This is a genomic window from Rhodococcus sp. BL-253-APC-6A1W, from assembly GCF_012843405.1.
Classification (GTDB): Bacteria; Actinomycetota; Actinomycetes; order Mycobacteriales; family Mycobacteriaceae; genus Rhodococcus.
Map to the genome: position 1 here is coordinate 153,553 of NZ_JABAFB010000010.1, position 19,494 is coordinate 173,046.

Annotated in this window: 19 protein-coding genes and 1 pseudogene; 10 read left to right on the forward strand and 10 right to left on the reverse strand. The window is 68.0% G+C overall.

The genetic code is table 11. From position 1 onward, the window contains the following. Positions 1-9: 9 nt before the first annotated feature. From HF877_RS16655 to HF877_RS16665, 3 genes are read right to left on the reverse strand one after another with little or no spacing between them, the layout of a single operon-like run. On the reverse strand, positions 10-603 hold the full coding sequence (locus HF877_RS16655; RefSeq protein WP_169622304.1) for a zeta toxin family protein: 594 nt from the start codon (positions 601-603) through the stop codon (positions 10-12). Then, positions 600-977 carry a hypothetical protein gene (locus tag HF877_RS16660; RefSeq protein WP_169622305.1) on the reverse strand — a complete coding sequence of 126 codons (378 nt, stop codon included), beginning with the start codon at positions 975-977 and terminating at the stop codon, positions 600-602. The genes HF877_RS16655 and HF877_RS16660 overlap by 4 nt, the downstream gene beginning before the upstream one ends. Before the next feature lie 52 nt (positions 978-1,029). Next, positions 1,030-1,779: a TetR/AcrR family transcriptional regulator C-terminal domain-containing protein gene (locus tag HF877_RS16665; RefSeq protein ID WP_169622306.1), complete on the reverse strand. Its 750-nt coding sequence runs from the start codon at positions 1,777-1,779 to the stop codon at positions 1,030-1,032. Positions 1,780-1,889: 110 nt separating this feature from the next. Here HF877_RS16665 and HF877_RS16670 point away from each other — a divergent pair, with 110 nt between their 5' ends. Then, on the forward strand, positions 1,890-2,267 hold the full coding sequence (locus tag HF877_RS16670) for a VOC family protein (protein ID WP_169622307.1): 378 nt from the start codon (positions 1,890-1,892) through the stop codon (positions 2,265-2,267). A 200-nt stretch (positions 2,268-2,467) separates the two neighbouring features. Here the strand turns inward: HF877_RS16670 and HF877_RS16675 are convergent, their stop codons facing one another. After that, a complete protein-coding gene (locus HF877_RS16675; RefSeq protein ID WP_169622382.1) occupies positions 2,468-2,800 on the reverse strand; it encodes a VOC family protein in 333 nt (110 codons plus the stop codon). A gap of 1,310 nt (positions 2,801-4,110) precedes the next feature. Between HF877_RS16675 and HF877_RS16680 the strand changes: the two genes are divergently transcribed. The 6 genes from HF877_RS16680 (at position 4,111) to HF877_RS16705 (ending at position 10,233) form a co-directional block, all read left to right on the forward strand. Further along, positions 4,111-4,752 carry a dihydrofolate reductase family protein gene (locus tag HF877_RS16680; RefSeq protein WP_169622308.1) on the forward strand — a complete coding sequence of 214 codons (642 nt, stop codon included), beginning with the start codon at positions 4,111-4,113 and terminating at the stop codon, positions 4,750-4,752. Positions 4,753-4,897: 145 nt separating this feature from the next. Then, a complete protein-coding gene (gene soxR / locus HF877_RS16685) occupies positions 4,898-5,347 on the forward strand; it encodes a redox-sensitive transcriptional activator SoxR (RefSeq protein WP_169622309.1) in 450 nt (149 codons plus the stop codon). Positions 5,348-5,522: 175 nt separating this feature from the next. After that, positions 5,523-6,863, forward strand: coding sequence for a glycosyltransferase 87 family protein (locus tag HF877_RS16690; protein ID WP_346765204.1), 1,341 nt, complete (start codon positions 5,523-5,525; stop codon positions 6,861-6,863). Between the two features lie 133 nt (positions 6,864-6,996). Then, on the forward strand, positions 6,997-7,569 hold the full coding sequence (locus HF877_RS16695; protein ID WP_169622311.1) for a hypothetical protein: 573 nt from the start codon (positions 6,997-6,999) through the stop codon (positions 7,567-7,569). Positions 7,570-7,664: 95 nt separating this feature from the next. Further along, the gene (locus tag HF877_RS16700; protein ID WP_169622312.1) at positions 7,665-8,708 is read left to right on the forward strand and encodes a tyrosine-type recombinase/integrase; all 1,044 of its coding nucleotides are present in this window, start codon (positions 7,665-7,667) and stop codon (positions 8,706-8,708) included. 142 nt (positions 8,709-8,850) lie between these two features. Beyond that, positions 8,851-10,233, forward strand: a complete 1,383-nt coding sequence (locus HF877_RS16705; RefSeq protein WP_169622313.1) for an NAD(P)/FAD-dependent oxidoreductase — start codon at positions 8,851-8,853, stop codon at positions 10,231-10,233. Between the two features lie 27 nt (positions 10,234-10,260). On the opposite strand, the gene HF877_RS16710 is transcribed toward HF877_RS16705, so the two are convergent. Further along, positions 10,261-10,944, reverse strand: coding sequence for a response regulator transcription factor (locus HF877_RS16710; protein WP_169622314.1), 684 nt, complete (start codon positions 10,942-10,944; stop codon positions 10,261-10,263). Next, positions 10,941-12,236: a sensor histidine kinase gene (locus HF877_RS16715; RefSeq protein WP_169622315.1), complete on the reverse strand. Its 1,296-nt coding sequence runs from the start codon at positions 12,234-12,236 to the stop codon at positions 10,941-10,943. Before HF877_RS16715 ends, HF877_RS16710 begins: the two co-directional genes overlap by 4 nt. Positions 12,237-12,439: 203 nt before the next feature. Here HF877_RS16715 and HF877_RS16720 point away from each other — a divergent pair, with 203 nt between their 5' ends. Then, complete coding sequence (locus HF877_RS16720) at positions 12,440-12,838, forward strand: DUF6223 family protein (protein WP_169622316.1); 399 nt, start codon at positions 12,440-12,442, stop codon at positions 12,836-12,838. A 50-nt stretch (positions 12,839-12,888) separates the two neighbouring features. Here HF877_RS16720 and HF877_RS16725 read toward each other — a convergent pair whose 3' ends face one another. Continuing rightward, a complete protein-coding gene (locus tag HF877_RS16725; protein WP_169622317.1) occupies positions 12,889-14,562 on the reverse strand; it encodes an anibiotic ABC transporter in 1,674 nt (557 codons plus the stop codon). Next, the gene (locus HF877_RS16730) at positions 14,559-15,494 is read right to left on the reverse strand and encodes an ABC transporter ATP-binding protein (protein WP_169622318.1); all 936 of its coding nucleotides are present in this window, start codon (positions 15,492-15,494) and stop codon (positions 14,559-14,561) included. Before HF877_RS16730 ends, HF877_RS16725 begins: the two co-directional genes overlap by 4 nt. A gap of 366 nt (positions 15,495-15,860) precedes the next feature. Here HF877_RS16730 and HF877_RS16735 point away from each other — a divergent pair, with 366 nt between their 5' ends. Then, the gene (locus HF877_RS16735) at positions 15,861-17,069 is read left to right on the forward strand and encodes a DUF4185 domain-containing protein (protein WP_169622319.1); all 1,209 of its coding nucleotides are present in this window, start codon (positions 15,861-15,863) and stop codon (positions 17,067-17,069) included. 423 nt (positions 17,070-17,492) lie between these two features. Here HF877_RS16735 and HF877_RS16740 read toward each other — a convergent pair. Together HF877_RS16740 and HF877_RS16745 are read right to left on the reverse strand one after the other, a co-directional pair. Next, positions 17,493-17,969 (reverse strand): annotated as a pseudogene (locus HF877_RS16740) (flavin reductase family protein); the annotation flags it as partial. Then, the gene (locus HF877_RS16745) at positions 17,966-18,187 is read right to left on the reverse strand and encodes a hypothetical protein (RefSeq protein WP_169622320.1); all 222 of its coding nucleotides are present in this window, start codon (positions 18,185-18,187) and stop codon (positions 17,966-17,968) included. The pseudogene HF877_RS16740 and the gene HF877_RS16745, both read right to left, overlap by 4 nt. A 317-nt stretch (positions 18,188-18,504) precedes the next feature. Between HF877_RS16745 and HF877_RS16750 the strand changes: the two genes are divergently transcribed. Then, positions 18,505-19,482 (forward strand): NAD-dependent epimerase/dehydratase family protein, encoded by a 978-nt coding sequence (locus HF877_RS16750; RefSeq protein WP_169622321.1) that lies wholly within the window; start codon positions 18,505-18,507, stop codon positions 19,480-19,482. Positions 19,483-19,494 lie beyond the last annotated feature (12 nt).

Here is a 19,494-nt window from a genome sequence, read left to right on the forward strand (position 1 = left end):
GGTTCGCCGTCAGGTCTGCGCGGTCGGTGCCGTCGGCGCTCCCGTCAGCGCGGTCGGCGCCCACGACGGCCACGCCACCTCGCCGACCGGGTCGCCGTCGACGAAACGCGCGGCGATGCGGGTGACGTCCGCGGCGGTGTTGTCGTAGACGGTCGAGTGGTCGGCCCGGTCGATCGCGTCCGCCACCAGTGGCCACACCCGCTCGAAACGGGAGCGGATCTTCTCTTCGGGGACCCGATGGCCCCCTTCGACGACGCGCTCGGCGACACGCGCGACGGACAGTTCGACAGGCACCAGCACCACGTGCAGCACCACCACATAGCCGGCCCGGTGCGCCCGGTCGATCAGGTCGAGTTTGGACGGGTGCGAGAACACCGTCTCGGCGATGAACGATTCACCCTGGTCGATGAGGGCGTCGCGGATGGTCGCGGCGATCTGCGCGGCCTCATAGGAGTGTTCCTCCGGGCTGTCGGGCCACCGCTGCTTGGCGATCACATCAGCATTGACGAACACGCTGCCGGGCAGCAGGGGAGCGAGACGCTGCTCGACGAACGTCGATTTTCCGGATCCGTTGGGTCCGACGACGAGATCGAGTCGCCTCACAGAACGATCTGGGTGCCGTCAGGCAGATGCTTGACGACGCGGCCCTGCTCGTCGAGCACCACCGAGGCGAGGCCCCGGGCGGCACGGTCGGTGACGTGATGGCCGGTGGCGAGGGATTCCTCGAGTGCTGCGGCGATCTCGGCGTTGAACACGACGCCTTCTTCGTCGGAGAGTTCGCGCAGCGGCAGGCGTCCGGCGAGCGCGGCCTCGACGCGGCGCCGCGCGACCTGCCGCTGGTTGGACACCTCGCGGCCCACTCGCGCCCAGTGTTCGAGTTGCTGGCGGGCCGAGCGGTTCTCCCGTTCGCCTTCGGACGCGGCGGCGTCGACGAGCTCCGACGAGAACCTGGTCACCTTGTCGACGACGTTCGTCATGACGTACTCCTTCGCGCGACGGTCACACCGTTCCCTCCAGTGTAGCAATCTGCTACAGCAATGGCGCGGGATCGTCGGAGGCGGCTCTGAAGAGCGCGGCGAGCGCGTCCAGGATGCGCTCGCGCCCGAACTCCCACGCCGCGTCGGGACTGTACGAGGTGTTCAGCGCCTCGCCGGCCGCAGCGCCGACCCGCCGGGCGAGGGGGAAGTCGTCGCCGACATAGGACGCCAGTCGCTCACTCCACGCGGACCACACCTCCCCCATGTTCGCGGCGTGGGGGTCCGGCCGGCGGGCGCGCGCCGCGCTGCGGGTAAAGTCCGAGACGAACGTCAGCGCCGCGTCGCGCTCGAGGTCGCTCGCGCCGGTGTGGTCGAACGCGTGCAGATCGTGATCGTACTTCGCAATCGTCCCCGGCCCCAACGACATTCGCTGGTCCGCGATATCGAGGAGCCAGTCGTGTTCGCCGTAGAGGGCCAGGTCGGCGTCGGTGACCTGACGCACCCGCGTCCGCCAGTCCTCGGTGGGATACGGCGCGCGCGGTTGCCTGCCGTGCACGCAGTCGGCCATGAGGACCAGCAGGTCGTCGCGGGAGCCGACGTGCGTGTACAGCGCCATACCGGAGATGCCGAGTTCGGCGGCGAGGCGACGCACGGTGAGGTGCTCGAGTCCTTCGGTGTCGGCCAGAACGATCGCGGCGTCGACGGCCTGCGAGGTGGTCACCTTCGCCCGGGGTCCCCGCGCGCCGCCTCGAGGGGCGGCGGGGTGGTCCCGCCACAGCAGATCGAGCAGTTCGCGCGCCATTGCAAATCTCTCCTCCGCGGGTCGGATACGAGCTACTCTATACACTGCACAAGGTTTTGGGGCTCCCTCGCACCCGAACACACCCTCGTCTCCGTCACCTGGAGGTACCCGTGAAGATCACCGACACCGCCCTGTCCCTGAACGTGGCCGACCCCGCGGCCTCCGCGGAATTCGCCACCACCCATTTCGGCTTCACCGAAGCGATGTCCGCCGACGGTTTCGTGTCCCTGACCCACCCCGACGCCGGCTTCAACGTCGTATTCCTGCGCACCGGACTCGGCACCTTCAAGCCCGCCTCGATCGCCGGTCCGGCCGGCCAGGGCATGCTGATCGCCTTCGTCGTCGATGCTCTCGACGACGAATACGCCCGCATCGCCGCCGCCGGCGCGACAGTGGTCACCGCACCGGAGACCGAGCCGTGGGGGGAGCGGTTCTGCCAGTTCGCCGACCCCAACGGTCTCGTATGGCAACTCGTGCAGTGGGTCTGAGCGGGGCCTTCCACCTTCCGGTCGGCCGCCCGGTGACCCACAAGATCTACCGGGATGCCGCGCACCACTCCCGACTCGTGCTGCCGTTCACGGCACGCACGGCAGGGGAGTAGGAGCGGGGAGGAACCGCTGCGGCCGGGTGCTGCGAGGAAGACCCCTCGAAGCACCCGGCCGCATCCCCCCGACGGGTCAACCCACGATCAGCGATTCAACGGGCTGTAGAAGACCAATCCGTTGCCTTTGTTGTCGTACACCACTGCACGCCGCTCGTGCGCGTCGTCGTACGGACCTTGCACGATGCCGCCGCCGGCTTCTTCGGTGGCTTTCGCAGCGGCATCCACATCGTCGGTCTTGATGCCCACGACGACCTGTCCGTGGATCGGATGATCGACCGATGTCGCGAGTGCGACCGTGACCGCGCCACCGTCGAGCGCGGCAAAATGCGTGCCGTCCCGGAACTTGAGTCTCATTCCCAGGCCCTCGCTGTAGAACTTGATCGACTCGTCGAGGTTGTCGGTCGACAGGACGATCATCTTCACTTCGTGGCTCACGGCTTCTCCTCGGGTGAAAGTTGCCCAACCTTACGGCCGTCGACCTCGGCCCGACGAGGGCCGATTGTCACTCCTCGCACCGATAACTTCCCCATTCCACAGCTCGTCACGTGACGTGTGGGCGCGAGTGGCGACGGACCCTGGCACCTGACCGAAGATCGTCCTGGTGCATTTTCCGGAGCGGGCGCCGGAGTCGATGAATACGGCAAGCCGGAGGGTGGACATCAAAACGTCACTGTGACGTTTTGATGTCCGTGGGCAGGGTGGGAGCGGGGAGGGTCGCCGGGGCTCGAGTGCCGGTGTATTCGAATCGGACAGCCGAGGCGGGAGCCGGAGATCGGATCGCCGGCCACCAGGCGTCGAGGACGATTCGGCCCGACGATCGGCGCCGGTGGGCGGAAGACCGGAAGCGACCAGCGCGCGCGCCGAGGCGCGATGCGAAAAGCTGCGACGACGTCGCATCAGCTGCGTAGCGATACGCAACGTCTCCGGCGGACTCAGGGATTACACACTGCCGTTTCCGCAGGTCACCGTTTCGCCGATAATCTACATTATGTCAAGTAACGCGGATCAGGCCCGCCCCCGGAGGGAGTGGAACGCCCGCCGAGCAACCCATGCCGTTTCCGGCACACCCGACTCCGGCGCGTCACGTGATGCGCCGACGAGTGGCGCGGTTAACCCTTCGGCCCGCTCGGCACATGAATCCCGAGACGCTCGAGCGGCCGGCCCGTGGATCTCGCGGGATTCGTGGACCATCGGCATCGGCGGTCGATATCCCGGATGACGCTGCGCACGCGAACGCCGCGTGCGAGAACACTGCGATCTCCGCACAAGCCCTTCCGGCACCAACCGTGGAGACGGCGGACGACCGCAGCGCGCCGACCCCGCGCGCCTCGGCCGCACCATGTGGGCCCGCGAACGTACCCCGTCCCCCGGGGTCGGGAAACCGAGGATGCGCCTCATCTGCCCTATCCAATTTTGATGGATAATCACCGTTATCCATGAATACTACTGCTGCACAACAGTTTCGGTGTTCGGAATGTGCGACCCGCAATCCCGCGATCCTGACGGCACCGCCTGCACCGGACACGCGACCGTCGACCTCGGCACCTCCTCCTCGGTGGATCCGGTCGACGCTCCCCGGCCGGCCAGGGCACGATCGGCACGCTGCACTCCCCTGACCCGGCCGGCACAGCGCCCTGTCCCCCATCCTCCGAGCAGCATCCGATGAGTTTGCCCGCCGCGCCCGGTCTACCTCTGCGTATCCATCCGAGACGACACGGGAGAACAGTGTGTCCCAGCTTTTGCGCGTACAGAACTTCACCGTTTCGAGCGACGGAATCGCCGCAGGAGAAGATCAGACCCTCGAGAACCCCTTCGGTCTCGACCACAGCGAAATGTTCGAGTGGGCCGGGGCCACCGCGAGCTGGCCCAACCGCGCCGATCCCGGCGGCACCCGCGGCATCGACGACTACTTCACCCGCGACTTCTCCCACAACATCGGTGCGGAGATCATGGGCCGCAACAAATTCGCTCCCAAGCTCGGACAGTGGCCCGACCCCGAATGGCGGGGCTGGTGGGGCGACGAACCACCGTTCCACACCCCGGTGTTCGTCCTGACGCACCACACCCGCCCCTCCCTCGCACTTTCCGACACCACCTTCCACTTCGTCGGGGGCGAACCATCCGACGTCCTCGCCCGAGCGCGCGAGGCCGCGGGCGGCAAGGATGTCCGACTCGGCGGCGGGGTCACCACGATCCGGCAATTCCTCGACGCCGACCTGGTCGACACCCTGCACATCGCAGTGGCGCCGCTCGAATTCGGGTCCGGCCTGCACCTCTGGGAGTCACCGGACGAATTGCACGGCAGATTCCATCACGACGTCGTTCCCAGCCCGAGCGGCGTCACCCATCACCTGTTCTGGCGTAAGTAACCCGGCACAATCGCATCCCCTGCTCACCCGGACGCCGACGCGGGTGAGCCGTTGCCGTGTCTGCCGAGCGCTGCCGTCCCACCTCGGATGTGGGTACTGTGCACCCAGATCGACGCGTGCAATCCCGATCGTCGGAAGGCTCACGATGTCTGCTGCCGTGTGGTTGACCCCCGGCGAGTTGGCTGCTCGGTCGGGTGTGGCGGTCTCGGCGCTGCACTACTACGAGTCGCGGGGGCTCATCGACAGTCGCCGGACGACCGGAAATCAGCGCCGGTACCGGCGCGACACCCTGCGGCGGGTGGCGTTCATCCGGATCGCGCAGGGCGTCGGGGTGTCGCTCGACGACATCAAAGCCGCCTTGGATTCGTTGCCGGACAGCCGGGTGCCGACCGCCGAGGATTGGGCACGGATGTCCGCGTTGTGGCACGACGAGTTGACCCGCCGTATCGACGCGTTGACCGAACTCCGGGACGATTTCGCAGGGTGTATCGGGTGTGGATGCCTGAGCCTGAAGATCTGTCCGCTGGCCAACCCGGGCGATGTGCTTGCCAAGGAAGGTCCGGGCCCGCGACGGTTGCCCGTCCGCGGCGACTGACACATCGCCCGCACGTCGGAGACGGAACGACCGGGACCCCTGCCTCGCGTCGGTGTCGGCGAACCGCACACTCCGGCCTCACGCCGTGTCGGTGCAGCACCCGTCGGTCTCCTCCCCCTAGGTTCGACGCATGGGGAGTCGAGACAGGAGTCGAACACACGAAACAAGATCGACGGTGCCGAGGTGGTGGCCCGTTGCGGCGGTGATTCTTGCCGGCGCCGCGTTTCTCGCCCACGACCGGCTGCTGGGGTTCACCGACTACTACGGCTTGTTCGGCAACGGCGTCGACGCGCTGGTGTACCGGCACGGCGGCCTGACCGCGCGCAGCCCCGAACCGCTGTACTCCTTCTTCTTGTTCGACTCGTTGCCGTTCACGTACCCGCCGTTTGCTGCGCTGATGTTCGTGCCGCTGTCGCTGCTCTCCGTGGCGGGCACCACCATCGCGGTGAACCTGGTCAATCTGGTGCTGTTGTACCTGGTGGTCCGGCTGAGCTGGCGCGCTCTCGGTTACGAGGATTCGGTGCGGATGCGGGTCGTGAGCGTGGGAGCGGCGGTGGCGCTCACCTGGATCGAGCCGGTGCGGATGACCCTGTGGCTAGGTCAGATCAACCTGGTGTTGCTCGTCTTGGTGCTCTGGGATCTGTCCCGCCCGGAGCAGAGCCGCCTGCGTGGGATCGGCGTCGGCCTGGCCGCAGGCCTGAAACTGACGCCGGCGTTCTTCATCGCCTATCTCGTGGTGGTGCGACAGTGGCGTGCCGCCATGGTCGCGACCGTGACCTTTGCCGTGACGATCGTGGCGGGTTTCGTGGTGATCTTCACCGACGCGTGGCAATTCTGGACTTCGGCGATCATCCGCTCCGACCGCATCGGGCTGATTTCCTCACCGGCGAACCAATCGGTGCGGGGCATCCTCGCGCGGGCGCTCCACACGCAGGAACCTCCGATGTGGCTGTGGTTGATGTGCGCCGCCGTAGTGGCCGGCGTCGGGCTGTGGGCCGCGCAGCTCGCCCACCGGCACGGCCGCCATCTCCTGAGCCTGACGGTGTGTGGGTTGACCGCGCCGATGGTCTCACCGTTCTCGTGGGGTCATCACTGGGTGTGGGTGGTGCCGCTGCTGGTGGTGTGCCTGGACCAGGCGGTGCGGTGGGGCCGATGGTGGGGTTATCTGCTTCCCGTTGCTGCGGCGGTGCCGTTGTCCGCGTGGTACCGCTCCTACCCGGACGGTGTCGTCGCGATCGGCGTCTTCATGACCCCCGGTGAGCCACTGGTGCGCACCCTTCTCCAATCCGCGTACCCCATCGTGTTCGCGGTGCTGATCGTCGTCGTCCTGATCACCTACGGTCGCGCGCCGACACGCGCTGCCGTGCCCGAAGAAGAACAGGTGCCGACCGCAGATCGGAGCCCGACGATGGTGATGGCACCGGTGGTCATCACCTCACCCGTCGTCGAAGAAGGAAAGACCGCGTCCGGGAGTTTCGGTGAGGGAAGCAAGGATTCACCCGCTCCGAGAGTGTGAGGCACTCGTATTCGCTTCGATCACGCCCTAGCGGAGCCGACACGCTGAGCGCAGTTCACCGTGCGGACGGAGGTGCGCGGCTAGCATTGCCGAACGACGCGGTATCGGGCGGTCCGACACAAGGGATGCAGCGATGATTCGTAATGCTCTGGCACGAACCGTTCTCGTCCTTGCGACCGTGTCTGCGACCGGTCTCGCGGCGCCGGCACTCGTCGACGCGACGCCCGCTGAACCCGTTCCGGCAGTGGCAATTGCCCGGGGGATCGGTTATTCCGTTCAGGTCGACGGGCTGTCGATCACCTACACGGCCACCGATGTGCCGCGTGTGCCGCTCGTCGGGTCGCTCACGTTGCCGGGCTCGTGCACCACCGCGGTGGTCGACGCGGTTCGGGCCGCGCCGGTCGTCGGACCGGTACTGCTCGATTACCTCGTCGGTAACCCCGACATCGATGTTCTCGCCTTGCTCCGGGAACTCGGCGATGCCGACGCGATCACCGCGATACAGCCCCTGCAAGGCGCCAACCGCGACAACGTGGTGTCCGGAACGTTCCAGGACATCCCGCGAGGTGTTTATGCGGTCGTCAGCATCTGCAACCTGAACTCCGACCTGCTCGGCGCGGCCGGCGCGCTGGTCCTCGGCCCGGCATGGAACTCGGGCTCCAGCGATGGGGGCGGATCGTCGATCGGTTCCAGCACCGGATCCTGAGGGGTGGGCTCATCGCCCGGTCCGTCACCTCACTCCCTCCTGTCACACTGGAATCGCACATGCGTACGACAGGGTGACCGAAGGAGGACGTGGGAATGACGAGCCGGGACGATCCTGGTCTGCTCGAGTGGGTCTCGTCGTATCTGGAAACGCTGCAGACCGCGAAGCGGTCTCCGCACACCCTGAAGGCGTACCGCCTGGACCTGCATGCGGTGTGCACACACCTCGGTGAGCTGCGGGAACGGCCGCCCGCGGACCTGACAGTCGGCGACATCTCGATCCGCGCGATGCGCTCGGCGTTCGCATCGTTCGCCGCCGAGCGGCAGCCGGCCTCGGTGCGGCGCGCGTGGTCGGTGTGGAACAACTTCTGCAATTTCCTGGTCTCCGAGGGGGTGTCGGAGGGCAACCCGATGGCCTCGATCACCCAGCCGAAGAAACCTCAGCACACACCGAAGTCCTTCTCCCCCAGTGCGATTCACCAACTCGTCGAGACCGTCACCGTCGAGGCGCAGCGCCCGGCGGAATCGTCGCGGGAGTGGCCGCAACGCGACCTCGCGCTGATCGCGACGTTGCTGCTCACCGGCATCCGCTCGGACGAGTTGATCCGCCTCGACATGGGCAGCATTCTCGGCGGAGCGGGTACGCCGGTGCTGCGGGTGCTGGGTAAGGGCGCGATCGAACGGGAGATTCCGCTCGAGGACAGCTGGACGGCCATCGTCTCGAGTTATCTCGAGGAACGGTACGCGCGGTTCCCGGCGCCGCGACGGCAGGTGCGCGGCGAGCGCGACGATCCGGCCGTGTGGGAGCGCTACCCGGGAACCGATCCGTTGTTCGTGGGCAGCGACGGACAGCGCATCACCCGCGGCACCCTGCAGTACCGGGTGCGTCGTCTCTACCGGCGCGCCGGCATCGAGTCCGAACGTAAACGCGGAGCGCTCGCGCACGCGCTGCGGCACACGTTCGCGACGAGCCTGGCCGACAGCGGGGCCACCATGGTCGAGTTGCAGCAGTTGCTCGGACATCGGTCCTTGCAGACCGTGCAGATCTACACGTCGGCGACCGGCGACGCGGTGCGGCACGCCGCGCAGCACAACCCGGTGTACGGACTGCTCGGCGACTCGGCACCCGGCCCGCACTGACCGCCCGGCGCACCTGCATCCGGCGCGATCCCCCTGTGCTGCGGCGTGTCAACTGCGAGACTGGATGCAGTCCCACCCGCGTCGGCGGGCTGCCGTGGGGGTACCCAGGGGTGGTCGTGCCGACAACAGTGAAGGAGCATGCATGAGTGTCCAGTCGGGTGAGTCTCGTCATCGTGTCGTCGTCATCGGGTCCGGGTTCGGTGGATTGTTCGGTACCCAAGCCCTGAAGAATGCTGACGTCGACGTCACGTTGATCGGGCGTACCACCCATCATCTGTTCCAGCCGCTGCTCTATCAGGTGGCCACGGGCATTCTGTCGGTGGGCGACATCGCACCGGCGACGCGGATGATCCTGCGCAAGCAGAAGAACGCGCGGGTTCTGCTCGGTGACGTCGAAACGATCGACCTCGAGAACAAGACGGTGACCTCGCAACTCCTCGAGCGGCGCACCGTCACCCCGTTCGACAGCCTCATCGTGGCGGCAGGTGCCGGCCAGTCGTACTTCGGTAACGATCATTTCGCCGAGTTCGCGCCCGGGATGAAGACGATCGACGATGCGCTGGAATTGCGGGGCCGCATTCTCGGCGCATTCGAGCAGGCCGAACTGTCCGACGACCCCGACGAGCGGGCACGGCTGCTCACGTTCGTGGTGGTGGGTGCGGGACCGACCGGAGTCGAACTCGCCGGGCAGATCGCAGAACTGTCGCGGCGCACGCTCCGGGAGGCCTTTCGCCACATCGACTCCACGGAAGCGCGGGTCGTCCTGCTCGACGGGGCACCGGACGTCCTTCCGGTCTATGGTGGCAAACTCAGCCGCAAGACCCGCCAGACTCTCGAGGGCCTGGGCGTGCAGATCCAGCTCAACGCGATGGTGACCGGCGTGGATGCCGACGGGTTGACCGTCAAGGAGAAGGACGGCACCGAACGGCGCATCGAGTCGCAGTGCAAGGTGTGGTCGGCAGGTGTCGCGGCCAGTCCACTGGGCAAGCAACTCGCCGAGCAGTCCGGAGCGGGCATCGATCGGGCGGGCCGGGTGGAGGTGCTGCCGGATCTCTCGTTGCCGCGATACCCGAACGTGTTCGTCATCGGCGACATGATGTCGCTCGACAAGCTGCCCGGTCTCGCTCAGGTCGCGATGCAGGGCGGCAAGTATGCGGCGAAACAGATCACCGCCTCGGTCGAGGAGGGACAGGATCCCGCGCAGCGTGCGCCCTTCCGGTACTTCGACAAGGGCAGCATGGCGACGATCTCACGGTTCAGCGCGGTCGCGAAGGTCGGCAAACTCGAGATCACCGGGTTCCTCGGATGGATTGCGTGGCTGTTCGTGCACCTGCTGTACCTGGTGGGATTCTCGTCGAAGGTGTCGACCTTGCTGTCGTGGGCACAGGCGTTCTTCTCGACCGGGCGCAACCAGATGGCGGCAACCGAGCAGCAGGTGTTCGGGCGGCTCGCGATCCAGCGGTTGCGGACCGAGGAGGACGCGGCCGAGGCACGCGAGGCTGTCGCGCGACGCGAAGCGGGATAACCCTCCGGGCGTGACACGCGTCGTTGCTTACGGGGTGACGAGTCCGCTCCGGTAGGCGATGACCACCAGTTGTGCGCGGTCACGGGCGCCGAGTTTCGCCATGGCATGGCTGACGTGGGTGCGGGCGGTGGCCGGGCTGAGAAACAGGGCGGCACCGATCTCCTGGTTGCTCATGCCCTCCCCGACCAGCGCGAGAACCTCGCGCTCGCGTTCGGTGAGGACGGAGAGCCGATCTTCCCCGGCCCTGTCCGCCGCCTGCCGGGTGGCGAAGCGGCCGATGAGGCGGCGGGTGATGCGCGGCGCCAGCAGTGCATCACCCGCCGCGATCACGCGGATGGCATGCAGGAGTTCGGCCGGACCGGCGTCCTTGAGCAGGAAACCGCTGGCACCGGCCTGTAAACCCTCGAACACGTAGGCGTCGGTGTCGTAGGTCGTCAGGATGAGGATGCGTACATTTCCCAGCCCGGCAGTGGTGATCTCCCGGGTGGCTTCGATGCCGTCCAGGTTCGGCATGCGGATGTCCATGAGGACGACGTCCGGCCGCAACGCGTAGGCCTTCGCTACCGCGTCCGTGCCGGTGGTAGCTTCCCCGACCACCGTGATGTCGTCCTCGGTGTCGAGGAGGAGCCGGAACCCGGACCGCACCAAGTGCTCGTCGTCGGCGAGCAGCACCTTGATTGTGCCGCCGGGCGTCTCTTCCTCTCCGGTCATGTGGCCGCCGTTTCGGTCGACGTCAGCGGAAGCCACGCGGTGACGGCGAAACCGCCGTCCGGCCGGGGACCCGCGTCGAGGTGCCCTCCCAGAAGGCGGCAGCGTTCCCGCATCCCGGCGAGGCCGTACCCGCGTCTGCTCTCCTGCTGCTCCGGACGGTCACTCCCCCGGTTCGGCGCCGACAACGGCGAGACCGCGGGTGTCGCCGAGAGTGCTCGGCCTTCGTCGACGACGCGCACTTCCACGGCGTCTGCGCCGTAGGTGACGGTGATCGTCACGCGGGTCGCTCCGACATGACGGATCACGTTCGTGATCGATTCCTGCACGATCCGGTACACGGCGGTGCCGACCGCAGCGGGTACCGGCTGTTGAGGCGGCGGCGCATCCACGGTCAGATCGAGGCCCGCGTCGCGCGCCAGGTCGGCAAGGTCCTGGATCTGCGCCGGGCCCGGGTTCGGGGCCCGCCCGTCGGTGTCTCCCCCGACGCCGGCAGTTCTGTCGTCTCCGACGTTGTCGTCCCGGAGTACGTCGAGGATTGCGCGCATCTCCGCCAGTGCCCGCGCGCTGGTCTGCTCGATGACCTCGAGGGTTTCGCGGGCGCGCTCGGGTCGTTTGTCGAATACATGTGCGGTGACACCGGATTGGACGTTGATGACGGCGATGGCGTGCGCCACGGTGTCGTGTACCTCGCGTGCGATCCGGAGCCGTTCCGCGTCGACCCGGGCACGGGCTTCCTCGTCACGGGTGCGTTCGGCCACCGCGGCGCGTTCGAGTGCCTGCGCCGCGATCTGATTCCTCGCCCGCACGCTCTCACCGAGAGCCGCGCTCATGACCGACGCGCCGATGCGGAAGTAGACCCAGCCGATGGCGGCGGGTGGCTCGATGTCCGACGCGGCGATGAGCCATGCCGCGGACAGGACCACGATGCCCACGGCGGCCAGCCGGAGCGTGCGGTGCCCGTCGCCGTGCGCGGTGAGCGTGTAGAGGGCGACGAACAGGGCGAGCCACCCGGGCCCGTCCGGGAAGTCGAGGCCGTAATACACGACGCTGGTAAGCGCGGTGACGGCAAACACGGCGACCGGTCGGTCGCGGCGTACGACGAGGGCCGCGCCGGGGACGATCAACAGGAGGTAGCCGAGGTTCCCGAGGTCGGACAGGGGACGCAGCACGACTTCGGGCTGCCCGCTGTTGCGCACCACAGTGCCCTGAACCTGCATGACGGTGACGAACAGCGCCAACAACAGGTCCTGAACACGGGCAGGCAGGCGGAACGACGCAGCGCGATCCTGCATGCAGTGATCATAGGTTTCCCGCGCCCGCAGCACCCGAGGTCTGCGGCTCGATCACCTACGTCCGCGGTTGCGGATCGATGCGCGCGGCGTACACCCGATGCCGTAGTCGCCGACGCCCGTCGGCCGATGACCTGCCGTCCCCGTGGCACGACGATCGAAGGTGCCCCATCTCGACGGATACCCGTCCGACCGAAAGGATCGTCATGTCTGTATTCGAGGTTTCTGTTGCCCCGCTTCCGGATCCCGCCTCCATCGTTGCCGCCGGTTACGAACTCGGTGTCGGCCGGGCGGTACCCACGACTGCGGCCGTGCTCGCGCTGATCGGCGTGGTCGCCGGCGCAGTGGCCCTGAGGCGTTCCCGCCGCTCCGGCACGCACCTCGCCCTGCCGTGGATCGTCGTCGCGTTGGCGACGGGAGCGATCGGTGTGATTGTCGGTGGGATGCACGGCGCGAATGCCGCCGGTGGTCCCAATACCGGCAACGGGGTCGTCGGCGCATTGTTCGCCGTGGTGCTGGGAGTGATCGCCGTCGTGCTGTGCGGTCTGAGTCTGGCCCGCTACCGCCGCACCGAGCGTGCCGCCCCGGTGCTGTCCGGCTCGTGACCTCGCTTCACGCCGACCTGAGCGCTCTCGAAGGACCCGCCCGCGAATTCTCACGACGTGGTGAGATCGCGGCGGCGGAACAGCATCACACCACCCGCGCAGAGAGCCAGGGCAATCAACGAGAGCGCGACCAGCGGACCGGCCGTGACCGACGCAGCCGGGACCGCCGGCACATGCGTGAACGGCGACACGTCCCGGACGGCGTCGGGCACCCCGAGGAGCGGACCGAACAATCCGACGACGAGGCAGAGGGCGAGCAGTGCCCAGGACAGCCCGGCCGACCAGGCGGGCAGTCCCCCGATGAACAGCACCACCGCGGCGCCGACCACCAGGACCGCGGGTACGAAGACCAGTGCCGCCCCGGTCAGCGCCGCGACCTGTCCGGGCACATCCCCGACGATCACGCCGTGGGCCAGACCCATCGCCGCTCCGGTGAGTGCTTGCAGCGTCGCGATTCCTGCGGCGACGAGACCCACGTGTGCGAGCATCCACCGGGGCCGGGAGAGCGCGGTGGCGAGGACCGGTTCGAGCCGGCCGGCCGTTTCCTCGCTGCGCATCCGCAGCAGCGCCTGGACGGCGTAGCCCGCGACCGCGATTGCCATCAGCGCGAAGATCGCCGCGAAGTAGGCGTCGATCAGATCGGTGACACCGCCGCCCAGGTCGGTGAGCACATCACCACCCTGCTCGCCGTCGCCGAGGAAGTCGTCGATCTGATCGGCGATCGCGCCGTACACCAGCGACAGGACGACGATCCCGAAGGCCCACCAGAACCAGATCGTGCGCTGCATCCGCCACGCCGATCCGAGCGCTGTGGGTAGTGCCCGTGACGCGCGGGGCGGTCCGGGCCGGGTCGGTACCAGCCCGGACCCGAGGTCGCGGCGTCCGGTGAGCGCGACGGCGACGACACAGAGCACCAGCGAGAACACCATCGGCAGCGCCAACACCCACCAGTCGTCGGTGTCGTACGGCCGCATCTGCTCGGCCCAGCCGATCGGCGACAACCACGTGGGCCATCCGCTTTCCACGCGGGTGCCGTCACCGGTAACCGTTCCGGTCATGTCGCCCACCGCGCGCAGCAGGAACGCCACACCCAGGGCGGCACCGGCCAGCCCGTTGGCGGTGCGGGCGCTGTCGGTGACCTGCGCGGTGACTGCGGCGACCGCGGCGAAGGCGATACCGGCGGCCGCGACGCTCGCGCCGAGCGCTGCCGACCCGCCCGCCGGTAGGCCCTGCAGTGTCAGCACGGCCGCACTGAGAACACCGAGCGTGAGGTTGGCGCCCACGGCGACGAGCAGGGCGGCGGCGAGCAGCGCCCGGCGTCCGACGACCGCTGCTCCGATGAGCTCGGCCGCGCCGGTCTCCTCGTTCTGACGGGTGTGCCGCACCACCAGCAGCGTGGTCATCAGCGCGGCGGCCAGCGCCAGCGGCATGACGGTCTGGCTGGCGACTACAGCGCCCGTGCTGTAGCCGGACACCAGTCCGTTGGTGGCGAGCGCGACCGGGGACGCCGCGGACGCGGCTGCGAAACCCCGCAATTCGGCGACGGTGGGATACAGCCCCGCCACGCTGGCTGCGGAGAACGCGAGGATCGCGGTGAGGGCGAGCAGCCACACCGGCAACCGGATGCGGTCGCGGCGCAACGCGAGTCGGACGAGCCGCCCGGTACCGGCGAATCGTTCGGCCCCGGTCGTGGACGTCGGGGCCGCGGCGGCTGCCGTCGTCATCGCGGAGACGTTCCTGGTTCGGCTCGCCGGTGCCGCTCGCTCTCGCGGACCCGTTCGTCGCCGTAGTGCCGCAGGAACAGTTCCTCGAGAGTGGGTGGAGTGGACGTCAGCGAGGTGATCCCGAAGGTCAGCAGGTGGCGCAGCACCGCGTCGAGTGCGGTGGTGTCGACCTCGCAGCGGGTGTGCACACCGTCGATGCGGACATCGTGTACTCCGTCCAGTTCGGTCAGCCCGGTGACGGGACGGCCGGTTTCGGCGGTGATCGACGTGCGGGTGAGGTGCCGTAACTGGGTGAGAGTGCCGGTCTCGACGGTGCGGCCCTCCCGGATGATGCTGACCCGATCGCAGACCGCTTCGACCTCTGCGAGCAGGTGGCTCGACAGCAGCACCGTCTTCCCGGCCGCGGACATCTCACCGAGGCAGTCCTGGAACACCGATTCCATCAGTGGGTCCAGTCCGGAGGTGGGTTCGTCGAGGATGTAGAACTCGACGTCCGACGCGAACGCGGCGACGAGCGCGACTTTCTGCCGGTTGCCTTTGGAGTAGGTGCGGGCTTTCTTCGTCGGGTCGAGTTCGAAGCGGTCGAGAAGGTCCGCGCGGCGGGCCTCGTCCAGTCCGCCGCGCAACCCGGCGAGTAGATCGATCGCCTCGCCGCCGGTGAGGGTGGGCCACAGGTTCACATCGCCGGGCACATAGGCGAGGCGCCGGTGCAACGACACCGAGTCACGCCACGGATCGCCGCCGAGCAACCGGACCTGTCCCGAATCGGCGCGCAACAGCCCGAGCAGCACGCGGATGGCCGTTGACTTACCGGAGCCGTTGGGGCCGAGAAATCCGTGGATTTCGCCCGCTTCGACGGTCAGGTCGAGGCCGTCGAGGGCCCGCGTCGGACCGAACGTCTTGACCAAGTGCTCGACCGCGACCACCGTCATGGGGGCATGGTACGCCCGACCTCCGGGGGTCTGCCCGAGAAGAACAATCGGGACCGCGTGCAGATCCCTGAGCCGACCTGGCAGGTCAGTGGTGCGCCGAGTTCGAAAAGGGCCTGATCTCAACGGTATTGCGAAACCGAGGGGTCGGCGCGCCCGCAGGAGAGGACACAGCACGGTTTCGGAAGTGCGTCGGGTCGGTCTCGACTTCCGGACGTGTTAACGGAGGTCGGCGTCCCTGCGACATCTCCAACGTCGGGCAGTTTCCCCGCGGTCACACCGTCGTCGACGGCTACTGCGATGGCGGAGCCGGTCCCGTCTCCCTTCCAGCAGAACGCAGTTCCCGGAACGACGACCAAGATCGGACCGGTGACCGGGCCGAATACGTCGTCGACGCAGTACGGTGTCGGCGGTACGGACCTGGGCATTGCCCGCAGCCTTCCCAACGGCAGCCAGGCCGTCGTCCTGGGTGACACCTTCGACCAGGCCGGCGTCGGTGGCCCCGGGTGGCGGTCTCCGGTGATGCTCTTCACGAACGAGAAGTCCCCGGCGGACTACGCCGATGGACTGACGTTCCATGGGGCCGTCGGCGGCTCGTACGCCCGCCAGTTGTGGCCGTACAACCACGACAGGGCCCCGTGGACCAATGGCGGGTTCGCCACGGTCCTGCCCTCGGACCTCCTCGTCGTCGGCTCCCGCATCTACCTGTTCGTGACGATCTGCCGGTCCCTCTCCGAGGTCCTCTGGACGGAGATCCAGTATTCCGACGACAACGGCCAGACCTGGCATCACGCGGGCCCCGCCGGACAACGCGACTGGCATCACGAGGGCGCTTTCCAGATGGGCATCACCTGGGAGATGGGGACCGACGGCTGGGTCTACATCATGGGCAACAAGTGGCTGGTGGACGGCGGATCGAACGTTCATCTGTACCGCTGCCGGCCCAACGAGGTGGCGGACCGCTCGAAGTGGTCCGGCTGGGGATGGAACGGGACGGACTGGGGATGGAACCGGGCGTGCTCGGACATCTTCCCGGCGGGGACCAAGGTCCGGGAGATGAATCTCCGCCTGGTCCAAGGCCAGTGGCTGCTCACCTACACCCAGACCGCACCGGACATCCGCGTCAACGTGAAGGGCCTTCGCAACGGGCCCACGTCCCATATCGGGGAGGCTCCGACCACGACCGTGGTCCGTCACGTGGACCACGACCAGGAGCCCCAGGACCGGAACAACACTCTCGCCCAGTGCTACGGCGGGTACGTCCTCACCGGTTCCACGCTCGACGAGCTCTATGTTCTGGTCTCCCAGTGGGATACCCGCGACAACTGGCCGTACCAGGTCAATCTCTACCGGCACACGGTCCACGCCGATATCCCGCGCCCCGCACCGGTACCGACGCTGGATCAGGTCGTGGACGAGAACTACCTGCTGTCGCGGGCCGTCCTGGCCAAGGTGGGCGGGAACGTTGCGGACCTCCCCACCACTCCGGCGGTGGAGACACTCGACGCGGCGAGACAGACCAACACGGCGTTGCGGCGTGTCGCCGGCGTCGTGGGCGCCGGCACGGCAGGAATCTGACCTGACCCCCATCTCCCGCCGCGGGAACGCCATGAACCGTGGTCATCTCCGCGGCCGGCGGCGGGAGGTGGGGTCTCCCTTGTGCTGAGGGGTGAGTCGTTCCGATGGAAGCATCACGCCTGGACCGCTACAGCAGTCGGTGTGTCGGAGTTCGGCGAACGGTGCTCAGCCCGAGGCCGCGAGACCGATTGCCACGCTGGGCAGGACGAGCCACCAGGACCCGGCGGTTGTGGGCTGCTCCTGCCCCGCCGTTTCGTCTCCGGGGATGTTCCGCGCCCGTCTCCCGTCGCGTGGTGTCAGCGGATTCCGTTCGGTGCGCCGGACGACGGGAACGGGGTTGTCGCGATCCACGCGGACTCCTTCGGTGACGTCGAAACCGGACCCGGCTTCTGCGGCGAGTGGGATGTTCTCGAAATGCCAGGAAGCGATCAACCGGCGGAAGGAGCTGCGATGGAACACGATCGGTTCCACCTCTGCGTCGGTAAGCATTTCGTTGATGCGCAGCACGACGATGTCGTGATCACCGGCCGGAATCTCCTGTTCGACGGTCACGTCCATGCGCACGCTCGTGCCTGCCACGAACAGGGCACCGCCATCACGGATCTCGGTCTCGATTCCGGCGAACCGGTCACCGTTCTTCGCGGCGAGCACCTTCGCCGCACCGTCGTGCTCCTCACTCAGCACGCTGATACCCAGGTGCGGCAGAGCCGACAGTCGCGGCCACGTACCCGAGGTACGTTGCACGCAGAACGCAACGAGCGGAGGGTCGAGCGACACCGGCACGAACGTGCTCGCAGCCATCCCCACCCGCTCGCCGTGCACCTCGGCGCAGATCGCGACCACCCCGGAAGGGATGTGCGCGAAGGCGTGCCGCAGGGCGGTGCTGTCGAACGTGCTCATGACGCCCCGGTTCGGATGGCCACGGGCAGGGCCGGCGCCCAACGCTCCGCGTGCCGGCCGTCGGTGATGTAGCCGGCGTCGACAAGGTACCGGCCCGGCGACGGGGTCCCGGCGTCGCGAGTGCGGGAGTACGGCTCGGGGTTACCCGTGACGACGGCGATCGTCATACGGCCACCTTTCGGATCTGCGTTGTCGGCTCCCGCGGTCGGCACGGGCACCCGCCATCCTTCCCTCCCCCGAACCGCGCGGAAACCCTTTCGCTCTGCTCGAGCAAAAGAGGGGCGCATGCCCGGCGGAGTGGCCTCGTCGCCGATCGGAAACCTCGGGCGGATTCGGGCTCTCGGCGCCCACCGACGATCGGCGTGACGTCCGGCCGCTGCAGATCCGCCGCCCCACCGGTGCCCGAACCACCGTGCATGGTCCCGCCGGCCGTCTCTGTCCGCGAATGCTGTTGGGGGCACTCCGATCCGGCTATCTTCGACACTATTGCTTCCGGCACCTAGTGGTGACCGAAGTGTCGAAGGGACGGCAGCACATGAGGGTTCTGGTTCTCGGGGGTACGACATTCATCGGCCGGCGCATCGTGGAAAGACTCCACGAGCGCGGCGATCGGGTGCTGGTTGTCCACCGCGGACACCACGAGCCGTCCCCCTGGGTGGCGGTCGATCACCTACGGGTCGATCGGCTCGCACTGGGCGATCACGCCGACGATGTTCGCCGGTTCGATCCGGACGCCGTAGTCGACACCTATGCGCTGACCGCCGACCACGTCGATGCCGTCCTGCCGGCGATACCGGAGGTGCCGACGGTCGTGCTGTCCAGCGTGGACGTGTACCAGGCGTTCACGGGTCTCACCTCGGGGCGTTGCGAATCCGCGGTGCCTCTGACCGAGGACTCCGAAGTGCGCCGGGAGCGCTATCCCTACCGCGGGGCCCGGAGGCCGGGGATCCCGGACGCCTACGACAAGCTCGATGTCGAGGAGCGGTGGCTCCCGCGAGGCGCCGTGGTGTTGCGTCTTCCCATGGTCTACGGACCGCACGATCCGCAGCGCCGGGAGGACCCGGTGCTGCGCCGGATCCGCGCCGGACGGCAGCACATCCCGGTCGGTGCCGGAAATCTGCTGTGGACCCGCGTCCATGTCGATGATGTCGCCACCGGCGTACTGGCCGCTCTGGACACGCGGGCCGCCGACGGCATGGCGGTGAATCTGGGCGAGCCTGCCACGGTGCCGGTGATCGCATGGGTGGAACAGATCATCGCGGCAGCCGGCTCCGCGCTGGAGCCGGTACGGGTACCGGAGTCGGTACTGCCCGGCGAACTGGCGCTGATGGGAGGACCGGCGCAGCATGTGCTCGTCTCCGTCAGCCGGGCGGAGAACCTTCTCGGCTGGTCTCCCGGCGACCCGCAGCAACGGGAGGCCGAATCGGTGCGGTGGCACCTCGACAATCCACCGGCGAGCACGTGGTCCGCCGAGGACTCACGGGTGGACGAGGATGCGCTCGGCTCCGTCTGACCCGACGACGGC